The sequence below is a fragment of the Microbacterium sp. ARD32 genome (assembly GCF_031844385.1).
Classification (GTDB): domain Bacteria; phylum Actinomycetota; class Actinomycetes; order Actinomycetales; family Microbacteriaceae; genus Microbacterium.
Map to the genome: position 1 here is coordinate 79,407 of NZ_JAUZVD010000002.1, position 17,399 is coordinate 96,805.

At 69.3% G+C, this 17,399-nt stretch carries 17 protein-coding genes; 10 read left to right on the plus strand and 7 right to left on the minus strand.

Going from position 1 to position 17,399, the window contains the following annotated elements; genetic code table 11:
* The first annotated feature begins 25 nt into the window (after positions 1-25).
* Entirely contained in the window at positions 26-958 is a 933-nt protein-coding gene (locus Q9R19_RS08595; protein ID WP_311255973.1) for a Gfo/Idh/MocA family oxidoreductase, read from the plus strand.
* 76 nt (positions 959-1,034) lie between these two features.
* On the opposite strand, the gene Q9R19_RS08600 is transcribed toward Q9R19_RS08595, so the two are convergent.
* From Q9R19_RS08600 to Q9R19_RS08620, 5 genes are all read right to left on the minus strand, one after another.
* Positions 1,035-2,561, minus strand: a complete 1,527-nt coding sequence (locus Q9R19_RS08600; RefSeq protein ID WP_311255974.1) for a lipase maturation factor family protein — start codon at positions 2,559-2,561, stop codon at positions 1,035-1,037.
* Positions 2,562-2,726: 165 nt separating this feature from the next.
* Positions 2,727-3,635, minus strand: coding sequence for a glycine betaine ABC transporter substrate-binding protein (locus Q9R19_RS08605; RefSeq protein WP_311255975.1), 909 nt, complete (start codon positions 3,633-3,635; stop codon positions 2,727-2,729).
* A gap of 79 nt (positions 3,636-3,714) precedes the next feature.
* The gene (locus Q9R19_RS08610; protein ID WP_311255976.1) at positions 3,715-4,674 is read right to left on the minus strand and encodes a proline/glycine betaine ABC transporter permease; all 960 of its coding nucleotides are present in this window, start codon (positions 4,672-4,674) and stop codon (positions 3,715-3,717) included.
* Positions 4,674-6,041: a glycine betaine/L-proline ABC transporter ATP-binding protein gene (locus tag Q9R19_RS08615; RefSeq protein ID WP_311255977.1), complete on the minus strand. Its 1,368-nt coding sequence runs from the start codon at positions 6,039-6,041 to the stop codon at positions 4,674-4,676. The genes Q9R19_RS08610 and Q9R19_RS08615 overlap by 1 nt, the downstream gene beginning before the upstream one ends.
* Before the next feature lie 384 nt (positions 6,042-6,425).
* The gene (locus tag Q9R19_RS08620; protein ID WP_311255978.1) at positions 6,426-7,661 is read right to left on the minus strand and encodes a methyltransferase; all 1,236 of its coding nucleotides are present in this window, start codon (positions 7,659-7,661) and stop codon (positions 6,426-6,428) included.
* Positions 7,662-7,728: 67 nt separating this feature from the next.
* Between Q9R19_RS08620 and Q9R19_RS08625 the strand changes: the two genes are divergently transcribed.
* Genes Q9R19_RS08625 through Q9R19_RS08635 form a run of 3 tightly spaced genes read left to right on the plus strand, consistent with a single transcriptional unit; the run spans position 7,729 to position 10,150 of the window.
* Positions 7,729-8,409, plus strand: a complete 681-nt coding sequence (locus Q9R19_RS08625) for a TetR/AcrR family transcriptional regulator (protein ID WP_311255979.1) — start codon at positions 7,729-7,731, stop codon at positions 8,407-8,409.
* On the plus strand, positions 8,406-9,350 hold the full coding sequence (locus Q9R19_RS08630; protein ID WP_311255980.1) for an ABC transporter ATP-binding protein: 945 nt from the start codon (positions 8,406-8,408) through the stop codon (positions 9,348-9,350). Before Q9R19_RS08625 ends, Q9R19_RS08630 begins: the two co-directional genes overlap by 4 nt.
* A gap of 5 nt (positions 9,351-9,355) precedes the next feature.
* The gene (locus Q9R19_RS08635) at positions 9,356-10,150 is read left to right on the plus strand and encodes an ABC transporter permease subunit (RefSeq protein ID WP_311255981.1); all 795 of its coding nucleotides are present in this window, start codon (positions 9,356-9,358) and stop codon (positions 10,148-10,150) included.
* Between the two features lie 103 nt (positions 10,151-10,253).
* On the opposite strand, the gene Q9R19_RS08640 is transcribed toward Q9R19_RS08635, so the two are convergent.
* Complete coding sequence (locus tag Q9R19_RS08640) at positions 10,254-10,868, minus strand: winged helix-turn-helix domain-containing protein (protein WP_311255982.1); 615 nt, start codon at positions 10,866-10,868, stop codon at positions 10,254-10,256.
* A 75-nt stretch (positions 10,869-10,943) separates the two neighbouring features.
* On the opposite strand from Q9R19_RS08640, the gene Q9R19_RS08645 reads away from it, so the two are divergent.
* A complete protein-coding gene (locus Q9R19_RS08645) occupies positions 10,944-12,248 on the plus strand; it encodes an MFS transporter (RefSeq protein WP_311255983.1) in 1,305 nt (434 codons plus the stop codon).
* Between the two features lie 290 nt (positions 12,249-12,538).
* Here the strand turns inward: Q9R19_RS08645 and Q9R19_RS08650 are convergent, their stop codons facing one another.
* The gene (locus Q9R19_RS08650) at positions 12,539-13,099 is read right to left on the minus strand and encodes a helix-turn-helix domain-containing protein (protein ID WP_311255984.1); all 561 of its coding nucleotides are present in this window, start codon (positions 13,097-13,099) and stop codon (positions 12,539-12,541) included.
* A 73-nt stretch (positions 13,100-13,172) separates the two neighbouring features.
* Between Q9R19_RS08650 and Q9R19_RS08655 the strand changes: the two genes are divergently transcribed.
* The 5 genes from Q9R19_RS08655 to Q9R19_RS08675 all read left to right on the plus strand — a co-directional run bounded on the left by Q9R19_RS08655 (position 13,173) and on the right by Q9R19_RS08675 (position 17,253).
* On the plus strand, positions 13,173-14,516 hold the full coding sequence (locus Q9R19_RS08655; RefSeq protein WP_311255985.1) for an MFS transporter: 1,344 nt from the start codon (positions 13,173-13,175) through the stop codon (positions 14,514-14,516).
* Positions 14,517-14,690: 174 nt separating this feature from the next.
* Positions 14,691-15,302: a dihydrofolate reductase family protein gene (locus tag Q9R19_RS08660; RefSeq protein ID WP_311255986.1), complete on the plus strand. Its 612-nt coding sequence runs from the start codon at positions 14,691-14,693 to the stop codon at positions 15,300-15,302.
* Positions 15,303-15,314: 12 nt separating this feature from the next.
* The gene (locus tag Q9R19_RS08665; RefSeq protein WP_311255987.1) at positions 15,315-15,677 is read left to right on the plus strand and encodes a nuclear transport factor 2 family protein; all 363 of its coding nucleotides are present in this window, start codon (positions 15,315-15,317) and stop codon (positions 15,675-15,677) included.
* 20 nt (positions 15,678-15,697) lie between these two features.
* Positions 15,698-16,021: a YciI family protein gene (locus Q9R19_RS08670; RefSeq protein ID WP_311255988.1), complete on the plus strand. Its 324-nt coding sequence runs from the start codon at positions 15,698-15,700 to the stop codon at positions 16,019-16,021.
* A complete protein-coding gene (locus Q9R19_RS08675; RefSeq protein ID WP_396653469.1) occupies positions 15,985-17,253 on the plus strand; it encodes an RNA polymerase sigma factor in 1,269 nt (422 codons plus the stop codon). Before Q9R19_RS08670 ends, Q9R19_RS08675 begins: the two co-directional genes overlap by 37 nt.
* Positions 17,254-17,399 lie beyond the last annotated feature (146 nt).

Sequence of the window (17,399 nt, forward strand, 5' to 3'; positions counted from 1 at the left end):
CGGTGTCCGACGTAGGCTCGGCCGTATGGACGACACACCGCAGGTCGGGATCGTCGGTGCGGGCGGCATCGCCCCGCCGCACATCGAGGGGTGGCTGGCGCTGGGCGCCGAGGTCGCCATCCTGCGCCGCACCGGAGCGGATGCCCTGGGCGAGCGCTACGGCATCCGCATCGTCGACACGCTCGACGAACTGATCGCCGGAAGCGGGATCGTCGACATCGTCAGCCCCACCTCGTCGCACCTGGACATCGCTCTGGCGGCGTTCGCGCAGCGACGTCACGTGGTGTGCGAGAAGCCGCTGGCCGTCACCGCCGTCGATGCACAGGCGATGGCCGATGCCGCCGCCACGGCGGGCGTGCGCCTCTTCCCCGCGCACGTCGTGCGGTACTTCGCCGGCTATCAGCAGGTGCACGAGGAGATCGGCGGCGTCGGCACCCTGCTGGAGCTGACGTTCCGGCGCACAGTCGCCGCCCCGGCATCCGCCTGGTTCTTCTCGCCGGATGCCGGCGGCGGCATCATCCGCGATCTGATGATCCACGACCTCGATCAGGCCCTGTGGCTGGCCGGTCCCGTCGCCGAGGTCTCGGCCACGCAGGACCCGCCGACCGCCGACGAGCCGCCCGTCTCGGCGCACGTCACGCTCACGCACACCGGCGGCGCGATCAGCCACGTGCGCGCGGACTGGGCGGAGCCGGGCGCGGCGTTCCACTCGAGCGCCTCGGTGGTCGGGTCGGCCGGCGAGCTGTCGGTGGACACCGACGAGGTGGGCGGCGCCGCCGAGGGGTCCCTGCCCCCGGCATCCGCCGCCGACCCGTACCGGGAGCAGCTGGCCGACTTCCTGCACGCGATCCGCACCGGCCGCGAGGCGCGCGTCACGCCCGCCGACGGCGTCGCGGCGGTGGTGCTGGTGGATGCCGCCTACGCGTCGCTCGAGGCGGGGCGGCCCGTGCGGCTCTGACGGAAGGGCGTTGCGGATCGGGGCCGACGGCGCGCGGTCAGGCCCGCGGGGGGCATCCGTATCCGCGTGGAGTCCCTCACCCGCCGAGCGGACGCACCACCAGTCCCTGCCGCTCGCGGGTCCAGACGTCGCCGGATGCCCGCTTCTCGGCGTGCGTGGTGAACCGGTAGCGGTACGCCACCACCCGCACCCACCGGGGCCGTTCCCCGGCGAACGGGTCGCGGCGCAGCATCCGCAGCGTCGGCTCGTCCGCCTCCAGCAGCCGCACCAGGAGCATCGCGAACCAGTCCTCCAGCGAGCGTCCCAGCGGCAGAAACCACATCAGCCAGTCCAGGCGCAGATGGTACGGGGCGAACTGCCGCGGGATGCGGCGCACCTCCCCCGGCTTGCCCTTGAACTCGTACTCGCGCCAGTCGGCGGCATCCGGATCGGCATCCGTCGTGCCCTCGATCACGAATTCGATGCGCTGCTTCGTGACCGTGCCGAAGGCTCCGTACGCGTTGGCGAGCTGCCAGCGGTTGAAGCTCGCGTTCATCAGCTGACGACGCGCGAACAGGTTGCGCAGCGCGGGCCAGGAGATGACCAGGTAGAGGATGCCGATGGCCGACGTGATGACGATCCAGTACGGATCGATCGGTTCGATGCTCTGCGACGCCTCGACGGGCGCAGCGACCCACGGCAGGGACCGACCATCCGGCCAGGACACCGCCGAGAACGCCAGCACGACCGTCGCCCAGTTGAGCCAGGCGAAGTTGCCGGTGGCGATCAGCCAGAGCTGCGTGAGGATCACGATCACCGCGGCGACCGTGCCGACCAGCTGCAACGCTTCGACGAGCTCAGCGACCCAAGCGGTGGGGCCCTGAGTCTGTCGAAGTACGGGCGCCCCGAGAGAGAGAAGCGGCGCGAACAGGAAGAACGGCACCACGAGCTGGGCAAAGTGGTTGCCCAGAACCTCGCCCTTGTGGAACCACCTCGGCAGCAGATGCGCCTGCCGGCTGAGCGGCCCGGGCATCGGCTGCGTCTCGTGGTGATAGGTCAGCGCGGTCAGGTCGCGCCACTCCCGGCCGCCGCGGAACTTGATCATGCCGGCGCCGAACTCCAGCCGGAACACCAGCCACCACAGCAGCACGATCACCACGGTGGGCGGCGGCTGATCCCGCGAGCCGAGGAATGCTGCGAGGAATCCCGCCTCGAGCAGCAGCATCTCCCAGCCGAACCCGTAGAACGTCTGGCCGATGCTCACCACCGACATGTACCCCAGCCAGAGCAGCAGGAACGCGATCATCGGCACCCAGGGCGGGCCGAATTGCGGGATGCCGATCACCAGCAGCACCGCGATCACCATGCCCGCCCAGCACAGGGCGGCCAGGCGTCGGTCGGTGTAGCGGATGCGCGCGAACAGCGTCGGGCGCAGCATCCGGCTTCTCGCCTTCGACGACGAAGCCCACGACAGCAGCTCCGGTGCGGGGAGCAGCCCGCGCTCGCCGAGCAGCGGGCGGAACTGGTTCAGCGTCGAGAGGAATGCGATCAGGTACAGCGCGGCGATCCCGCGCTGCACGACCTCGCGCGCGAACCCGAAGTCGATGGCCGCGAACCCGTCCATGCGCCCAGGCTACGCCCCGCTCCTCCCCGCCGCACCGGGCCTTGACAGTCGCCCCGCCGAGACCCCTCAGCAGTACCGAAACCCCTCCTGAACGACGTATCCCCGGAGGGGTTTCGACGATCAGGAGGGGTTTCGGCGGACGTGGATGCCCGAGAGGAGGAGGTGTTACTTCACCAGCCAGTCGAACTGGTCGCCGTTCTCCTCGATCCACTTGTCGACGGCGTCGGCGGGCTTGTTCTTGTACTCGTCGCTGGTGACGAGGCCCTCGAGCGAGCCGTACTGGTCATCGTCGAGCTTGATCTTCGAGAACAGCTCAGCGGCCTCGGGGAACTCCTCGGTGGTGCCCTTGTGCGCGATGAAGTTGAGCGTCTCGGGCTCGCCCATCGCACCCTTCGGGTCCTCGAGGTCCTTCATGTCCCAGTCGTTGTACGCCCAGAACGGACGCCACAGCGTCACGACGACGTCTTCCTTCGCAGCGTAGGCCGTGTCGAGGGTGGCCAGCATGCCGGCCGTCGACGAGGTCTGGAGCTCGTACTCGCCATCCAGGCCGTACTCCGGGATCATCTTCTGGGTCGCCTTGGTCAGGCCCGCACCCGGCTCGATGCCGGTGATCTTGCCGTCGAAGCGGTCGCCCTGCCCCTTGAGGTCCTCGATCGAGTTGATGTCCTTCATGTAGGTCGGAACCGCGATCGTGAGCACGGCACCGTCATAGTAGGCGCCCAGGTCCTCGAGATCGTCGGCGTACTTCTTCATGTAGTCCGCGTGCGTGACCTGCGGCCAGGCGGAGGGGTACACGTCGAAGTCACCGTTGGCGACGCCGGTGAACAGCGGGCCGGCGTCGGTCATCTCTTCCAGATCGACCTTGTAACCGAGCTTCTCGAGCTGGTCCTGCGCCAGGTAGGCCATGCTGAGGCCGTCAGTCCAGGTGGGCAGGAACCCGAGGGTGATCGTGCCCTTCTCGTCGCTCGCGCTTCCGCCGTCGCCGGGCTCGGCGGTGTCGCTGGCGCATCCCGCCAGTGCGAGGGCGGAGATCGCGCCCATCGCGATGATGCCTGTCAGGTGCCTCTTCTTCATCGTGCTTCCTTCCGTATGGTGCTTCTGCTGTGTTTCGTATGAGTTCAGTTGGCGGGTACGCCGTGAGCGGGTGGTGTCGTCAGGAACCGGGCACCTTCACCGGCTCGGCTTCCCGCAGGGCGGCAGCCTCCACCTGGGCCTGGGCATCGGCGAGCGCCCGCCGCTGCTTGCTGCGGCGCTGCGCCAGCATCCCGAGCAGCGACGAGGTGAATCCGGACGGGTTGCCCATCGCGGCCGTGACCCGGTCGAGGAAGACCGCGATGAACACGACGCCGAGGCCGGCTTCGACGCCACGCGGGATGTCGATCGACCCGAGCGCCAGGGCGACCTCCTTGCCGAGTCCGTCAGCGCCGGCCATTCCGGCGATGACAGCCATCGACAGCGCGAGCATGATGACCTGGTTGATGCCGGCCATGATCGTCGGCATCGCCAGTGGCAGCTGGATGCCCCTGAGGATCTGAGAGGGCGTCGCGCCGAACGCGTGCCCGGCCTCCACGGTCTCACCGTCGACGCCGCGGATGCCCAGTTCGGTCAGCCGCACTCCGGGAGGCATCGAGAAGATCACCGTGGCGATCACACCGGGGACGAAGCCGGCGCCGAAGAACACCATCGCGGGAATCAGATACACCAGCGATGGCATCGTCTGCATGAGGTCGAGCGCCGGCTTGAGGGTAGCGCTGACGGAGTCGTTGCGCGCCGCCCAGATGCCCAATGGCACCGAGATCAGCACGGTCACGATGGTGGCGATGAGCACGAGCGCGAGCGTCTGCATGCTCTGCTCCCACTGATCCATCGCGACGACGAGTGTGAGCATCAGAGCCGTGCCGACGGCCAGCTGCCACGAACGCACCAACCACGCGACGAGCGCGAACAGCACGATCATGACCGGCGCAGGGAGGGTGGTCAGGATGTCGGAGAGGCTGTCGACGAGAAAGCCGACGACGGTCGAGATGAAGTCGAACAGCCACTTCACGTTGTCGCGCAGCCAATCGACTACGACGTCGACCCAGTCTCCGATCGGGACGCGGAATCCTTCCATCAGTGCACCTCCCCGGTGTCGTCAGTGCCGCCCCGGGAGGGCGTTGCAGAGTTGGTTGCACCGGGCGCGGTGACGCCGGTGGAAGCGGATGCCGCGGAGTCGACAGCATCCTGCGCTTCGGCGAGAACCTCGTCGATCATGGTCGCCGGCATCGGCTGGATGGGAATGGTCAGCTCGCCGGTGGCGCCCGGGCCGGGGCCGAGCGCGGCGAGCAGGGTGACGCGCGGGATGACGCCGGTCAGGCGGCCCTCGGCGTCGGTCACGGCGAGCGGCAGCGGCGACTCGACGGACGGGATGAACAGGTTCATCAGCACCTCGTCCTCGTCCACGGCCTGCGGCACGGGCTTGAGGATCGACGACAGCGAGGTCTCGCCCTTGCGGACCAGCTTGACGGCATCCCGGTCGGTGACGATGCCGATCAGCTTGCGATCGCGGCCGACGACGTAGGTCGCCGACATGTAGGCGTCGCGCATCTGGCGCAGCGCCGTGCGCGGGCCGGCGGTGTCGGCCACGACCGGGCGCGGGCGCTCCATGACGTTGGAGGCGGTCAGCACGCGAGCGCGGTCGACGTCCTGCACGAACTGCTCGACGTAGTCGTTGGCGGGGTCGGTGAGGATGTCCTCGGGTGTGCCGATCTGCACGATGCGGCCATCGCGCATGACGGCGATGCGGTCGCCCAGGAACATGGCCTCGTTGAGGTCGTGCGTGATGAACACGATGGTCTTCTGCAGCTTGGCCTGCAGTTCGACCAGCTGCTCCTGCATCTCGCGACGGATCAGCGGGTCCAGCGCGCTGAACGCCTCGTCCATGAGCAGGATGTCGGTGTCGGCGGCGAGCGCGCGGGCGATGCCGACGCGCTGCTGCATGCCGCCGGAGAGCTCGCTGGGCAGCTTGTCGCCCCAGCCCTCCAGGCCCACGAGCGAGAGGATCTCCTCGGCCTTCTTCAGGCGCTCGGTCTTCGCGATGCCCTTCAGCTCAAGAGGGTAGGCGACGTTCGCCGCCACCGTGCGGTGCGGCAGCAGCGCGAAGTGCTGGAACACCATCGAGATGCGCTCGCGGCGGATCTCGCGCAGCGCAGCCGGCTGCGCCTTGGCGATGTCGTCGCCGCCGATGATCACCTCGCCGTCGGTGATCTCGTGCAGCCCGTTGAGCATGCGGATGATGGTGGACTTGCCGGATCCGGACAGCCCCATGATCACGAAGATCTCACCGCGGTTCACGGTGAAGCTCGCGTCGATCACGGCGGCGGTGCCGGCGTCGAGCACGTCGGTTCGGGTCTCGCCGGCCTTCAGTCGCTTGACCGCCTGCTGCGGACTGCGACCGAAGACCTTGTACAGATGGTGCGCTTCAAGAGCGATCTCGGACACGTTTCCCCTGCGCGGCCCGCCCTGTCGTCAGGGTATCGGCGAGCCGGCTTCGGTAACGTCCGGGTGATGATCCCGGCCGTTTCGACAAGTGGTGCTGCGGCGGCGCGGACGGGGGATATCGGATCTCCCGCGATGGAACATCGACCGTACGTCCGCGTCTCTTCGTTACAGCTCGGGTCGAAAGAAGGACGCGGTCGCGGACTGGTGTTGTGGTGACTGGACCACCTTTCTACGCTAACGAATGGCTGATCGGGTGGCAAATCCTTGTTATCGTTTCGTAGTCTCACCGGGGGTTAAGGGCGTGCCGCCATTTGCTTTCGAATCGCTTGAGTTGCTGTTCCGAAGCCCGAAATGCAGCAACTTGAGCGATTCGAACGGGCGCGCTCAGCCCCGGCGGATGCTGCGCGTGACGGTGAATTTCGAGGTGCGGGCGACCTGCTCGGTGGGACCCACGTCGCGGCTCAGCGCACGTCGGTGGTCGAGGTGGGAGTTGAACACGGTCCACACCTCCCCGCCGGGTCGCAGCAGCCGTGCAGCGGCCTGGATCAGACGCCTCCCGGCGCCCTCGTGCACGCTCGCACCCAGGTGGAACGGCGGATTCAGCAGCACCAGGTCGGCCGAGGCATCCGGCAGTTCCGAGCCGGCATCGTCGAGCGTGACGCGCACGCGACCGTCCAGACCGTTGGCGGCCATCGTCGCCCGCGCCGAGCGGATCGCCGCCGCTGAGCGGTCGGTGGCGGTGACCACAGCATCCGGATGCTGCAGCGCGAACGCCGCGGCGAGCGCACCCGTGCCGCATCCCAGGTCCACAACGCTGAGAGCCTCGCCCGGCCCGGGTCGCTGAGCCTGTCGCTCGTCCGAAGCGAGCGCCAGCTGCGGCAGGGCATCCCGCAGCACCCGCGTTCCGATGTCGAGCCTCGCGCCAGCGAACACACCGCCGAACGCGCAGAGCGTGAGGCCGTCATGCTGTGCGCGCACCGGGAATGGAGGATGCGACGGCACCGGCAGGGGATCGGATACCAGGATCAGGCGCGACTTGCGCTCGGCGCGCTGCGGCTGCACGACTCCGAAGCTGCGGGCCAGCACCTCGTTCTGCGCGAGCGTCATGTGCTTGACGCGACCTCCGGCGACCAGCACGACCTCGGGCGACGCCCACCTGGCGACCGCGTCGGCGATCTCCTCCAGTTCGGCGAGCGCCTTGGGCAGCTGCAGCAGCACCAGGCGCGCACCGGCGAGCAGCGACTCGTCGAGCTCGTGGGACGTGAACGTCGAAGACTCCGGATGTTCTGCGTCGGCGTCGGCGTGTTCGGCCCCGACACGCCGCGCCGCGCGCGTCTCGTCTGCGTTTTCCGACGCTGCGGCCACACGCAGGGCGTTCAGCGCCAGTGCCCGCCGTCCGGTCACGAGGTCCTGATGCACTTGGATGCCGTGCATCCCAGCATCCCTGAGCGCCAGCGTGATGGCGCCGTACTCGTCGCCGATCACGGCGATCTCGTCGCCCGCGACGCCCGAGTCGAGCGCCCACCGCACGAGCAGTTCATCGGTGGCATCCCAGGCCTGCAGGTTCGGCGCCTCCACGTCGGGGAACCGGCGCAGAGCGCTGAAGTCGAACGCGGCCATCCGCTCACTGTATCCGGCGGCACAGCACCCCTTGACACGGGCTGAACGCTTGTTTAATGTGCTGTACATGCGTTCAGCATCCGACGACCTCACGGCCCGTGCCCGCATCCGCGAATCCGCGATCCGCGCGTTCGCACGCGACGGGTTCGACGCGGCGAGCATGCGCACCATCGCAGCCGACGCCGGAGTCAGCCCGGCGCTGATCGTGCACCACTTCGGTGACAAGCGCGCACTGCGCGAGGCCTGCGACGACCACGTCGTCTCGGTCTTCACCGACGACGGCAACGACCTGATCCAGGGGCCCACCGCCGACCGCATCCGCACCGCCCTGCACGACCTCGACCGCCACGGACCCTACATCGACTACCTCGGCCGCATGCTCGGCGACAGCTCGCCCTCGGCCGACCGGCTCTTCGACGAGATCGTGCGAGGCACTCGCGCCTCGCTCGACGACCAGCGCGCGGCGGGCGTGCTGCACGAGATGAGCGACCCCGAGATGACCTCGCTGCTGGTCGCCCTGATCGGGCTCGCACCGGTGGTCATGCGCGCGCAGGTCGCCCGGGTGCTCGGACAGGACCAGCTCAGCCCCGCCGGGATGCTGCGGACCACGCTCCCCATGCTCGAGCTGCTGACTCACGGCATCTACGCCGACACCCGGTTCCTGGAGGGTGCGCGCCAGGCCATGGCGGCCGACGCCCCGGGCACCGAACCACCCGTCGAACCGCGCACCGAAGAAGGGACGCAATGAGCACCGTCATCGACATCGCCGGGCTGCACAAGCGCTACGGGCGCCGCACCGCGCTGCACGGCCTCGACCTGCAGGTGCAGCCTGGCTCGGTGTACGGGCTGATCGGGCCGAACGGCGCGGGCAAGACCACCACCCTGCGCACCCTCGTCGACATCATCCGGCCGACCTCGGGGCAGGTGCGCGTGCTCGGCGAGGATCCGCGCCACGGCGGGGCGCGCCTGCGCCGCCGCATCGGCTACGTACCCGGCGAGCTGCGGCTGGAAGGACGCGTCACCGGAGCGCGGATGCTGACCTTCTACGCCGGCGTCTCGACCCCGGTCGCCCACGGGTACGTCGCAGAGCTGGCCGAACGCCTCGGCGCGGACCTGTCGCGCCCCGTGCGCAGCCTCTCCAAGGGGAACAAGCAGAAGCTCGGGCTGATCCAGGCGTTCATGCACCGCCCGGAGCTGCTCATCCTGGACGAACCCACCAGCGGCCTCGACCCGCTCGTGCAGCGCGAGTTCCTCACGATGGTGCGCGAGGCGCGGGATGCCGGGCAGACCGTGCTGCTCAGCTCGCACGTGCTCAGCGAGATCCAGCAGGCCGCCGACGAGGTGGCGGTGCTCGCGAGCGGCCGCATCGTCGCCCAGGGAGACGTCGCGTCACTGCGACTCGGATCCGTGCGACGGGTGCGGGCATCCCTCGAAGGAGCGGATGCGGGTGGTGCCGGCGCTGCGCAGGTGCGCGACGCGTTCGAGCGGATTCCCGGTGTCGAAGAGCTGCAGGCCGGCCCGCAGGCCGACGAATCGGTCGCACTGTCGGCGACGATCGAGGGTTCGATCGACCCCTTCGTGAAGGCGCTCGCGCAGTACGACGTGCGCGAGCTGACCGTCGAGGAGCCCGACCTCGAGGAGTCCGTGCTGCGCCTGTACGGCGACACATCGCGGCGGACGGGAGAGTGAGCGTGGTGAGCATCCTGCCGGTGTTCCGGCGCAGCATCCGTGAATCCTGGCGCAGCCTTCTCGGCTGGACCATCGGCGTCGCCGCGGTTCTGCTGCTGTACCTGCCCCTGTACCCCAGCATCGGCGCGAGCGAGCAGATGAAGCAGCTGCTCGACTCGATGCCGAAGCAGCTGGTCGATACGCTCGGCTACAACCAGATAACCAGCGGCGCCGGCTACACCGAGGCGACGTTCTACGGGCTGATGGGCTTTCTGCTGCTGACGATCGCGGCCGTGCTCTGGGGGTCGTCGCTGGCCGCTGCCGAAGAGAGCGGACGCGCCGAGATCGACCTCGCGCACGGCATCGGGCGCAGTCAGTACGCCCTGGAGACCGCGCTGTCGGTGCTCGTGCGGCTGGTCTGGCTGGGCCTGTTCGCTGCGCTGGTGGTCTGGATGCTGAACGGCCCCGCCGAGCTCGACCTGGAGCCTATGCGGATCGTCGGCGCGAGCGCCGGGCTCGTCGGGGTCTCCTTCCTCACCGCCGGTGCCGCGCTGTTCGCGGGTGCCGTGACGGGCCGGAAGATCTGGGCGACCGGCGTCGGCGCGGGCATCGCGGTGCTCGGGTACATCCTGCAGGCGCTCGCCAAGCAGTCCGACGACCTGGAGTGGCTGAACGCACTGTCGCCGTACGCCTGGGTCTTCCGGCAGTCCCCGCTCGCCGAGGGCATCGACGTCGGTGGCCTCGTGCTCACCTGGGCCATCGCGCTGGTCCTGGCCGCGGCATCCGCTCTCGCCCTGCGAAGCCGCGACCTGCGGGGCTGAAGACACCGCCGGGCATGCACCTCTGTTCGCGGGTCCCAGCTCGTTGCCTCGGGGGCGCGGGAGCCCGCGATTCGGGACCCGCGAGGCGAAGACGAGCCTGAGATCAGATGGTCTCGTCAGCGGCGATGACATCCACCTGCCAGTACAGCGACTCCGGCCCATCCTTGTCGTGCGCCTCGTCCGCCTCGGCGAACACCTCGTTCACCCGCCCCATGACCCGCTCGAACTCCTCGCGTGTCAGCCGGATGTGGCGCTGCTGGAATGTGCCGCGCATCACGTCCTCGCGACCCTGCAGATAGTTCGGCGCCCACGCGATCAGCCGGCGGACGAGATCCTGGTGCTCGTCGACGATCAGCTGGGTGAACGCGGCGCCGGCGATCTCGTCCTCCACCGGATGCTCGGGGTTGCCGACCTCCAGCGCCGGGATGCGCGACACCTTCCACACCCGGTCGCGCCGGTCACGCGCGAACTCGGGCGCTTCCTCGATGAGCCCGGCGTCGGCGAGTACGCGCAGGTGGAAGCTGATGTTGTTCGCCGCCACGCCGAGCTCGGCCGCCAGGTCGACGGCGCGGGCGTGGTCGAGTCGGTTGAGCACGTTGGTGATGCGCCGGCGCAGTGGATTCGCCACGGCCTTCAGCATCGCCGAGGTCATCACCGTTCCCCGGGGGTGGGTGCTCTCGCGCCGTTCGGCCGTGCCCTCATCAGCATCCGGAGTCATCCCCATATGATACCCGCGATAGAATTTGCGCGAATTAACTTGCGCAAGTTTTGTCGCGCGCTTAGATTGATCGTCATGACCTCGCTCTGGCGCAATCTGCAGTACGGCTCGTGGCTCGTCAGCGACACCAGCAAGGGCCTGGCGAGCACGCTGTTCAGCTTCGCGGTGCCGCTGATCGCGCTCTTCGTCACGGACGACCCGGCTCAGGCCGGCATCATCGGCGGCGTCGGCATGGCGGTGTCCGTGAGCCTGCGGATGTTCGGCGGAGTCCTCGCTGACCGGCACCGCCGCATCACGCTCATGGTGGCCGGCGCTGCGATCGGAGTGGTGCTCTCGGCGGCGTTCACCGCCCTGGCCATCGGCAACGCCCTCACCTTCGCGACGCTGCTCGTGCTCGAAGTGCTGCTGGCGATTCGCAGCGGCCTCTTCGACGCCGCGGGCGAAGCCGCGCTGAAGGATCTCGTCTCGGCCGGCACGATGGGCCGCGCGCAGGCCGCGAACCAGGCGCGGGATGCCGCGCTGCAGCTGGCCGGAGGACCGATCGGCGGCGCCCTGCTCGTGGTCGGCGGGTGGCTGGTGGGCGCGGTCATGACCGTCTGCCACCTGGTGTCAGCGGTCTCCGCCGCGCTGATCCCGCGGTTGCGCGGGGCGGAGCGAGCGGATGCCGAGGCAGCGTCCGGCTCTGCGGCATCCGCTCTGCCCGTCGTCGAGCGCAACGCGCTGCGCGAGATCCGCGACGGATTCGCGTGGCTGTTCTCGCGACGCGACCTGCGCGGCGCACTGATCATCTCGACGGTCATCAATCTGGGCATCAACACCGTCATGACGACGATCGTCTACTCGCTGCAGCAGGACGGCCACTCACCCGCGGTGATCGGGTGGATCAGCGCCGGCCTGGGCATCGCGATGCTCGTCGGCGCACTCCTGGCGACGACGCTGGTGAGCCGGATCGGCGCCGGCGTGCTGATGATCGTCGGCGTGGCGGCTCTCACACTGGGCTCCGTGGCCACGATCTTCACGCGCGAGCCCTGGGGGATCGTGCTGGTGATGGCCGTTCCCGGGCTGCTGCTCGCTCCGCTCAACGCGGGCCTCGGGGGCTACTCGATGGTGGCGATCCCGTCGCGGATGATGGGGCGGGCGACCAGTGCCTCGGCCGTGCTCGGCATGGGCGCGATGCCGCTCGCACCGCTGATCGCCGGGTTCGGTCTGTCGCTGTTCGGCCGCACGGGAACGCTGCTGCTCGGCGTGGCGCTGTGCTCGGTCGCCACCCTGATCGCACTCACGAACCGTCCGCTGCGCTCGCTCCCCGCCGAGGCGGGCTGGGCGGAGCACGCGAAGCGGTTCGAGGCGCGCGGCGACGAGCTGATCGACGCGAGGTAGGGGCGCCGGGGCGCGAGCGCACCGCCAGCTCGCCCCGGCGTTCGCGGGTCCCGCATTGCGGGCTCACCCGCGCCGAGGGCGCAGAACGGGACCCGCGAACGCGAGGGGCACAGAGCCCGCGGCATCCTGAACCCGCCACCCGACCGACCGCTCGCGCGCCGGCGAGATGCAGAACGTCGGTTCCGCGGCGCTCGCGCCGACGTTTTCCATCTGGTGCGGGGTGCGGCGGATGGAAAGCGCACGGAGGGCGCAGAGCGGGCCCTCGAACGCGCGGGAAGGACCGCCGCGGCTCAGATCGTGTCGTCGCCGGCGAGCAGGTGCACCTGCCAGAAGCGCACGCCCTCGTCATCCGCTCGGTGCGCGAACGTCAGCTCCTCGATGCGCGTGCGGAGATCGTGCACGAGATCGCGGAACTCGGCCTCGGTGAGACGGGCGTTCATCAGCATGAAAGTGCTGTGCGCCTCGCCGGGATGCTGCTTGTCGTGGGCGTTCACGCGCCGCATCAGGTCGAGGTGCTCGTCATCGATCCCCTGCGCGATCGCGTCATCCAGCGCGGGATCGCCCGTGCTGCCGATGCTCATGGTGCCCGGGATCGCCTCCCACACGCGGTCGCGGCGATCCCGCGCGTGCTGCGGCGCCTCGCGGATCAGGCCCGCCTCGCCGAGCACGCGCAGGTGGAAGCTCACCTGGTTCGCCGGCAGGTCGAGGTCGGCGGCGAGATCTGCCGCTCGGGCGAAGTCGCGCGTGGGCAGCTGTCGCAGGATGCGGCGACGAGTCGGATGCGCGAGGGCCCGCAGCATCGCGAGTGACATGGCGGATGCCGGATCCCCCGGCTTCGGGTCGTCGACCATGCCCCCATGATACACACGGGTCATTGCGCACTTGTTGTTGCGCAATGACTGTTGCTGAACTAGCGTGGCCGACATGACACGCTCCTCTCGACTGTGGTCGAACTCCCGCTACGTCGTCTGGCTGATCAGCGACACCGCCAAGGAACTGGCCGGAGGGCTGGCCACCTTCGCCCTGCCGCTGCTCGCTCTCGCGGTCACCGGAGAGCCCACGCAGGCGGGCGTCATCGGCGCGATCGGCACGGCCGTACTGCTGGCGACCTCGCTGTACGGCGGCGTGCTCGCCGACCGGCACGATCGGGCCAGGCTCATGGTGCTGGGCGCGTCGATCTCGGTGGCGCTGGCGGCCGGATTCACCGCGCTGGTCGTCACCGACGCGCTGAGCTTCGCGGTACTGCTCGGGATCGAGATCGTGCTGTGCGCGCAGTTCGGCCTGTTCGGCATGGCGGGGGAGTCGATCCTGAAGGACATCGTCGCGCCCGGCGCACTGGGGCGCGCGCAGGCGGCCAACCAGGCGCGCGACGCGATCCTGCGGCTCGGCGCGACGCCGCTGGGCGGCGTGCTGCTGGCGATGGGCGGATGGCTGATCGGCGTGGGGATGCTGGTGAGCTCGCTGGTGGAGGCCGCCTCGGCGATGCTGCTGGGCCGGATGCAGAAGGCGGATGCCACGGCATCTGGCACCCCCGAGGCACAGGCATCCGGCGCGGACGGCGCCACCGACGATCCCACCGTCGCCAGGCCGAACGCCCTCGCCGAGCTGCGCGCGGGCGTGACCTGGCTGATGCGCCGCAGGGACCTGCGGCCGATCCTGTTCGTGATGACGCTGATCAATCTCGGATTCAGCACCGCGACGACGGCGATCATCTACACACTGCAGCAGCGCGGCGAGTCACCTGCGGTCATCGGACTGCTCGGCTCCGCGATCGGTGCGGCCACGCTGCTGGGGGCGCTGATCGCGACGCCGCTGGTGACCCGGGTGCGTTCGGGCGTGATCTCGGTGTGCTCCCTCTCGCTGGCGACGGTCGCCGTCGGCATCCTGCCGTTCACGGATGCCGTCCCGGTGATGATCGCCGCACCCGCGATCGCCCTCGTGCTGACCCCGGCGCTCAACGCCGGCCTGCTCGGCTACGCGATGGTGGCCATCCCCACCGAGCTGGTCGGGCGCGTGCGCAGCGCGATGACGGTGATCGTGAGCGGGGCGATGCCGCTGGCGCCGCTGATCGCCGGGGTCGGGCTGTCGCGACTCGGCGCACCTGCGACGTTCGCGATCGCGGCCGGATGCTGCGTGGCCACGGTCATGCTCGCTTTCGGCACTCCCGCGCTGCGAGCGCTGCCGGTCGAGGCGGACTGGGCCGATCACGCGACGCGATTCGAGGAGCGCGAGCCGGCCGTGGTGAACGGTTCCGGCAGCGGCGCTTGACTCCTGCGCAGGGGCAGACATGAGAACGGAAGCGGCATCGCAATGCAGGGCTGCGGCAGGTCGACGATCCGGTCGGAGGGATTCTCGCGTTCGGTGTCGGATCCGGGCCGCCCTGTTCGTTGAGTTGGTGAATGGTTCCCGAAGCGGGAGCCGAGACCGAGGAGAACAGCGCACATGAAGCTCAAGACGATCACGCAGATCACTCTGGACGGGGTGACGCAGGGCAATGGCGGTCCGACCCCCGAAGACCGCGCAGGCGGGTTCGAACGCGGCGGATGGGCGAGGGGAGCCGGTGATGACTCGACCCGCGATCACATCACGGAGACGTTCCAGCGGGCGGACGCCTTCCTGTTCGGGCGCCGCACCTACGACATCCTGCACGAGTTCTGGGGCACCATGGACGACCTGAAGCGGCACCCCATCGGCGTTGCCTTGAACTCGAAGCCCAAGCACGTGGCATCCACAACGCTGACCCGGCCGGAATGGGCGAACACGGCAGTGCTCGGGCAGGATCTGCGCGCCGCCATCACCGAGCTGAAGACGAACGGCGACGGCGAACTGCAGGTGCACGGCAGCAGCAGGCTCATCCAGTGGATGCTGCAGGAGGGCCTCGTCGACGAGATGGAGCTCCTCATCATTCCCGTCGTGCTGGGACAGGGGGCCCGCCTCTTCGCCGCCTCCGGCCCCGACATCGCGATGGAGCTGATCGAATCGCGCTCGGACTCCAAGGGAGTCATGATCCAGACCTATCGGCCTGCCGGCCGTCCCGCATATGCCACCTTTTGAGGAGCCGTCGCGATGAACCAGACACCCCGCACCATCCACGAAGTCATCAACCGCTACAACCAGGCTTTCCGCCTGCACGACCCGGCGCTCTTGGAAGACCTGATCTCCGACGACTGCGTCATCGAGGACACCAGCCCGGCACCCGCCGGAGCACGTCATGAGGGCGGTCGCGCCAGCCTCGCACGCTGGGCGGGATTGGCGGGCGACCCCGATCTGAGCTTCTCGCCCGAACCAGCGGAGATCGTCGGCGAACTCGCCGTGGCGCCCTGGATCCTCCGCTGGGGGCCGGGGACGGACGACTGGGTGCGTGGTGTGAACCTGATCCGGGTGCGCGACGGGCGCATCGTCGAGGCGCGAGGATATCTGAAAGCCTGAAACCGAGGAGAGGACCTGGAATGCAGTATCTCGTTTCCGTGATCGACAACAGGAGCGATCCAGGCAGCCAGGACAGGCGGCCGGCGATCAGCGCGTTCAACGAGCGCCTCATCGCAGACGGCCACTGGGTGTTCGCCGGCGGCCTGGCGGACCCGGATTCCGCAACCGTGATCGACAACCGGGGTGCGCGGCCGGTGTTCAGCGACGGACCGTTCGTGGAGTCGAAGGAGTACCTCGCGGGCGTGTGGGTGTGGGAGGCCGCCGACCTGGATGCGGCGCTCGCGCTCGCCGCGGAGGCCTCGAGGATATGCGATCGGAAGGTCGAGGTGCGGCCGTTCGCGTGAATGGTGTCGAGGATGCGATCGCCGCGGCCTACCGGGGCGAGTGGGCCCGGGTGGTGGCCGGTCTGACCAGGCGCTTCGGCAGTCTCGATGTCGCCGAGGATGCCGCTGCCGAGGCCTTCGCGGCGGCGGTGGCCCGATGGCCGTCAGACGGCGTGCCACCCAATCCGGGGGCCTGGCTGATGACCACGGCGAGTCGCAAGGGCATCGACCGGATTCGGCGCGAGAACCAGCGTGACGGAAAGCACCGGGAGGCCCAGGCGATGTTCGATCCCACACCATCCGAATCCGTCGGCGCGATAGACGACGACCGTCTGCGGCTGATCTTCACCTGCTGCCATCCCGCGCTGGCGATGGAGAGCCGCGTGGCGCTGACGCTGCGCATGGTCGGCGGTCTGACGACAGCCGAGATCGCCCGCGCATTCCTCACCTCGGAGAACACAGTCGGGCAGCGGATCACCCGCGCCAAAGCGAAGATCAAAGCATCCGGCATCCCGTACCGGATGCCTTCGGCGGCGGACCTTCCCGATCGAGTCTCCGGTGTGCTCACTGTGCTGTTCCTGGTCTTCAACGAGGGCTACCTCGCGACCGGCGCGGGCACCGACCCGGTGCGCGCTGAGCTGACGGCCGAGGCGATCCGGCTCGCGCGTCTGATCCACGGCCTCATCCCTGACGACGGCGAGGTCACCGGCCTGCTGGCACTGATGCTTCTGAGCGACGCACGACGCCCCGCCCGGATCTCCGATGATGGCGAGCTGATCCCCCTCGACGAGCAGAACCGAGAGCTGTGGGACCGCACGCTCATCGCCGAGGGGCACGTGCTGGTGCGCGAGCGCCTGGCCGCCGCGGCTGACGGCGAAGTTCCCGGTCGGTACCAGATCCTCGCAGCGATCGGCGCGGTGCACACGACCGCCCGAGAGACGGGCGACACCGACTGGTCGCAGATCCTTGCGCTCTACGATCAGCTCGCGCGCATCGACTCGTCGCCCATCGTCGCCCTCAACCGCGCCATCGCCGTCGCCGAACTGGACGGCCCGGAGGTCGCGCTCGCGATCGTCGACCGGCTCGAGGGGGCGTTGAGCGGCTATCACTCCTTTCATGCCACGCGCGCCGATCTGCTGCGACGACTGGGGCGCGGCCAGAATGCCCGCGCCGCGTACGACCGTGCCATCGAGCTCGCGGGCAACACGGCCGAAGCCGCGACTCTGGCGCGCCGCCGCGACCGGCTGGCGTGAGCGGAGCCCGCAGCCGCTGGATGGAAAACGTCGGTGAAGCGGGCCGCCGGCCAGCGCTTTCCATCCTGCCGCCCAGGACCGGGATGGAAAACGTCGGTGCGACGGCCCCGGAACCCGCGCTTTCCATCCCAGCATCCGCTCCGCAG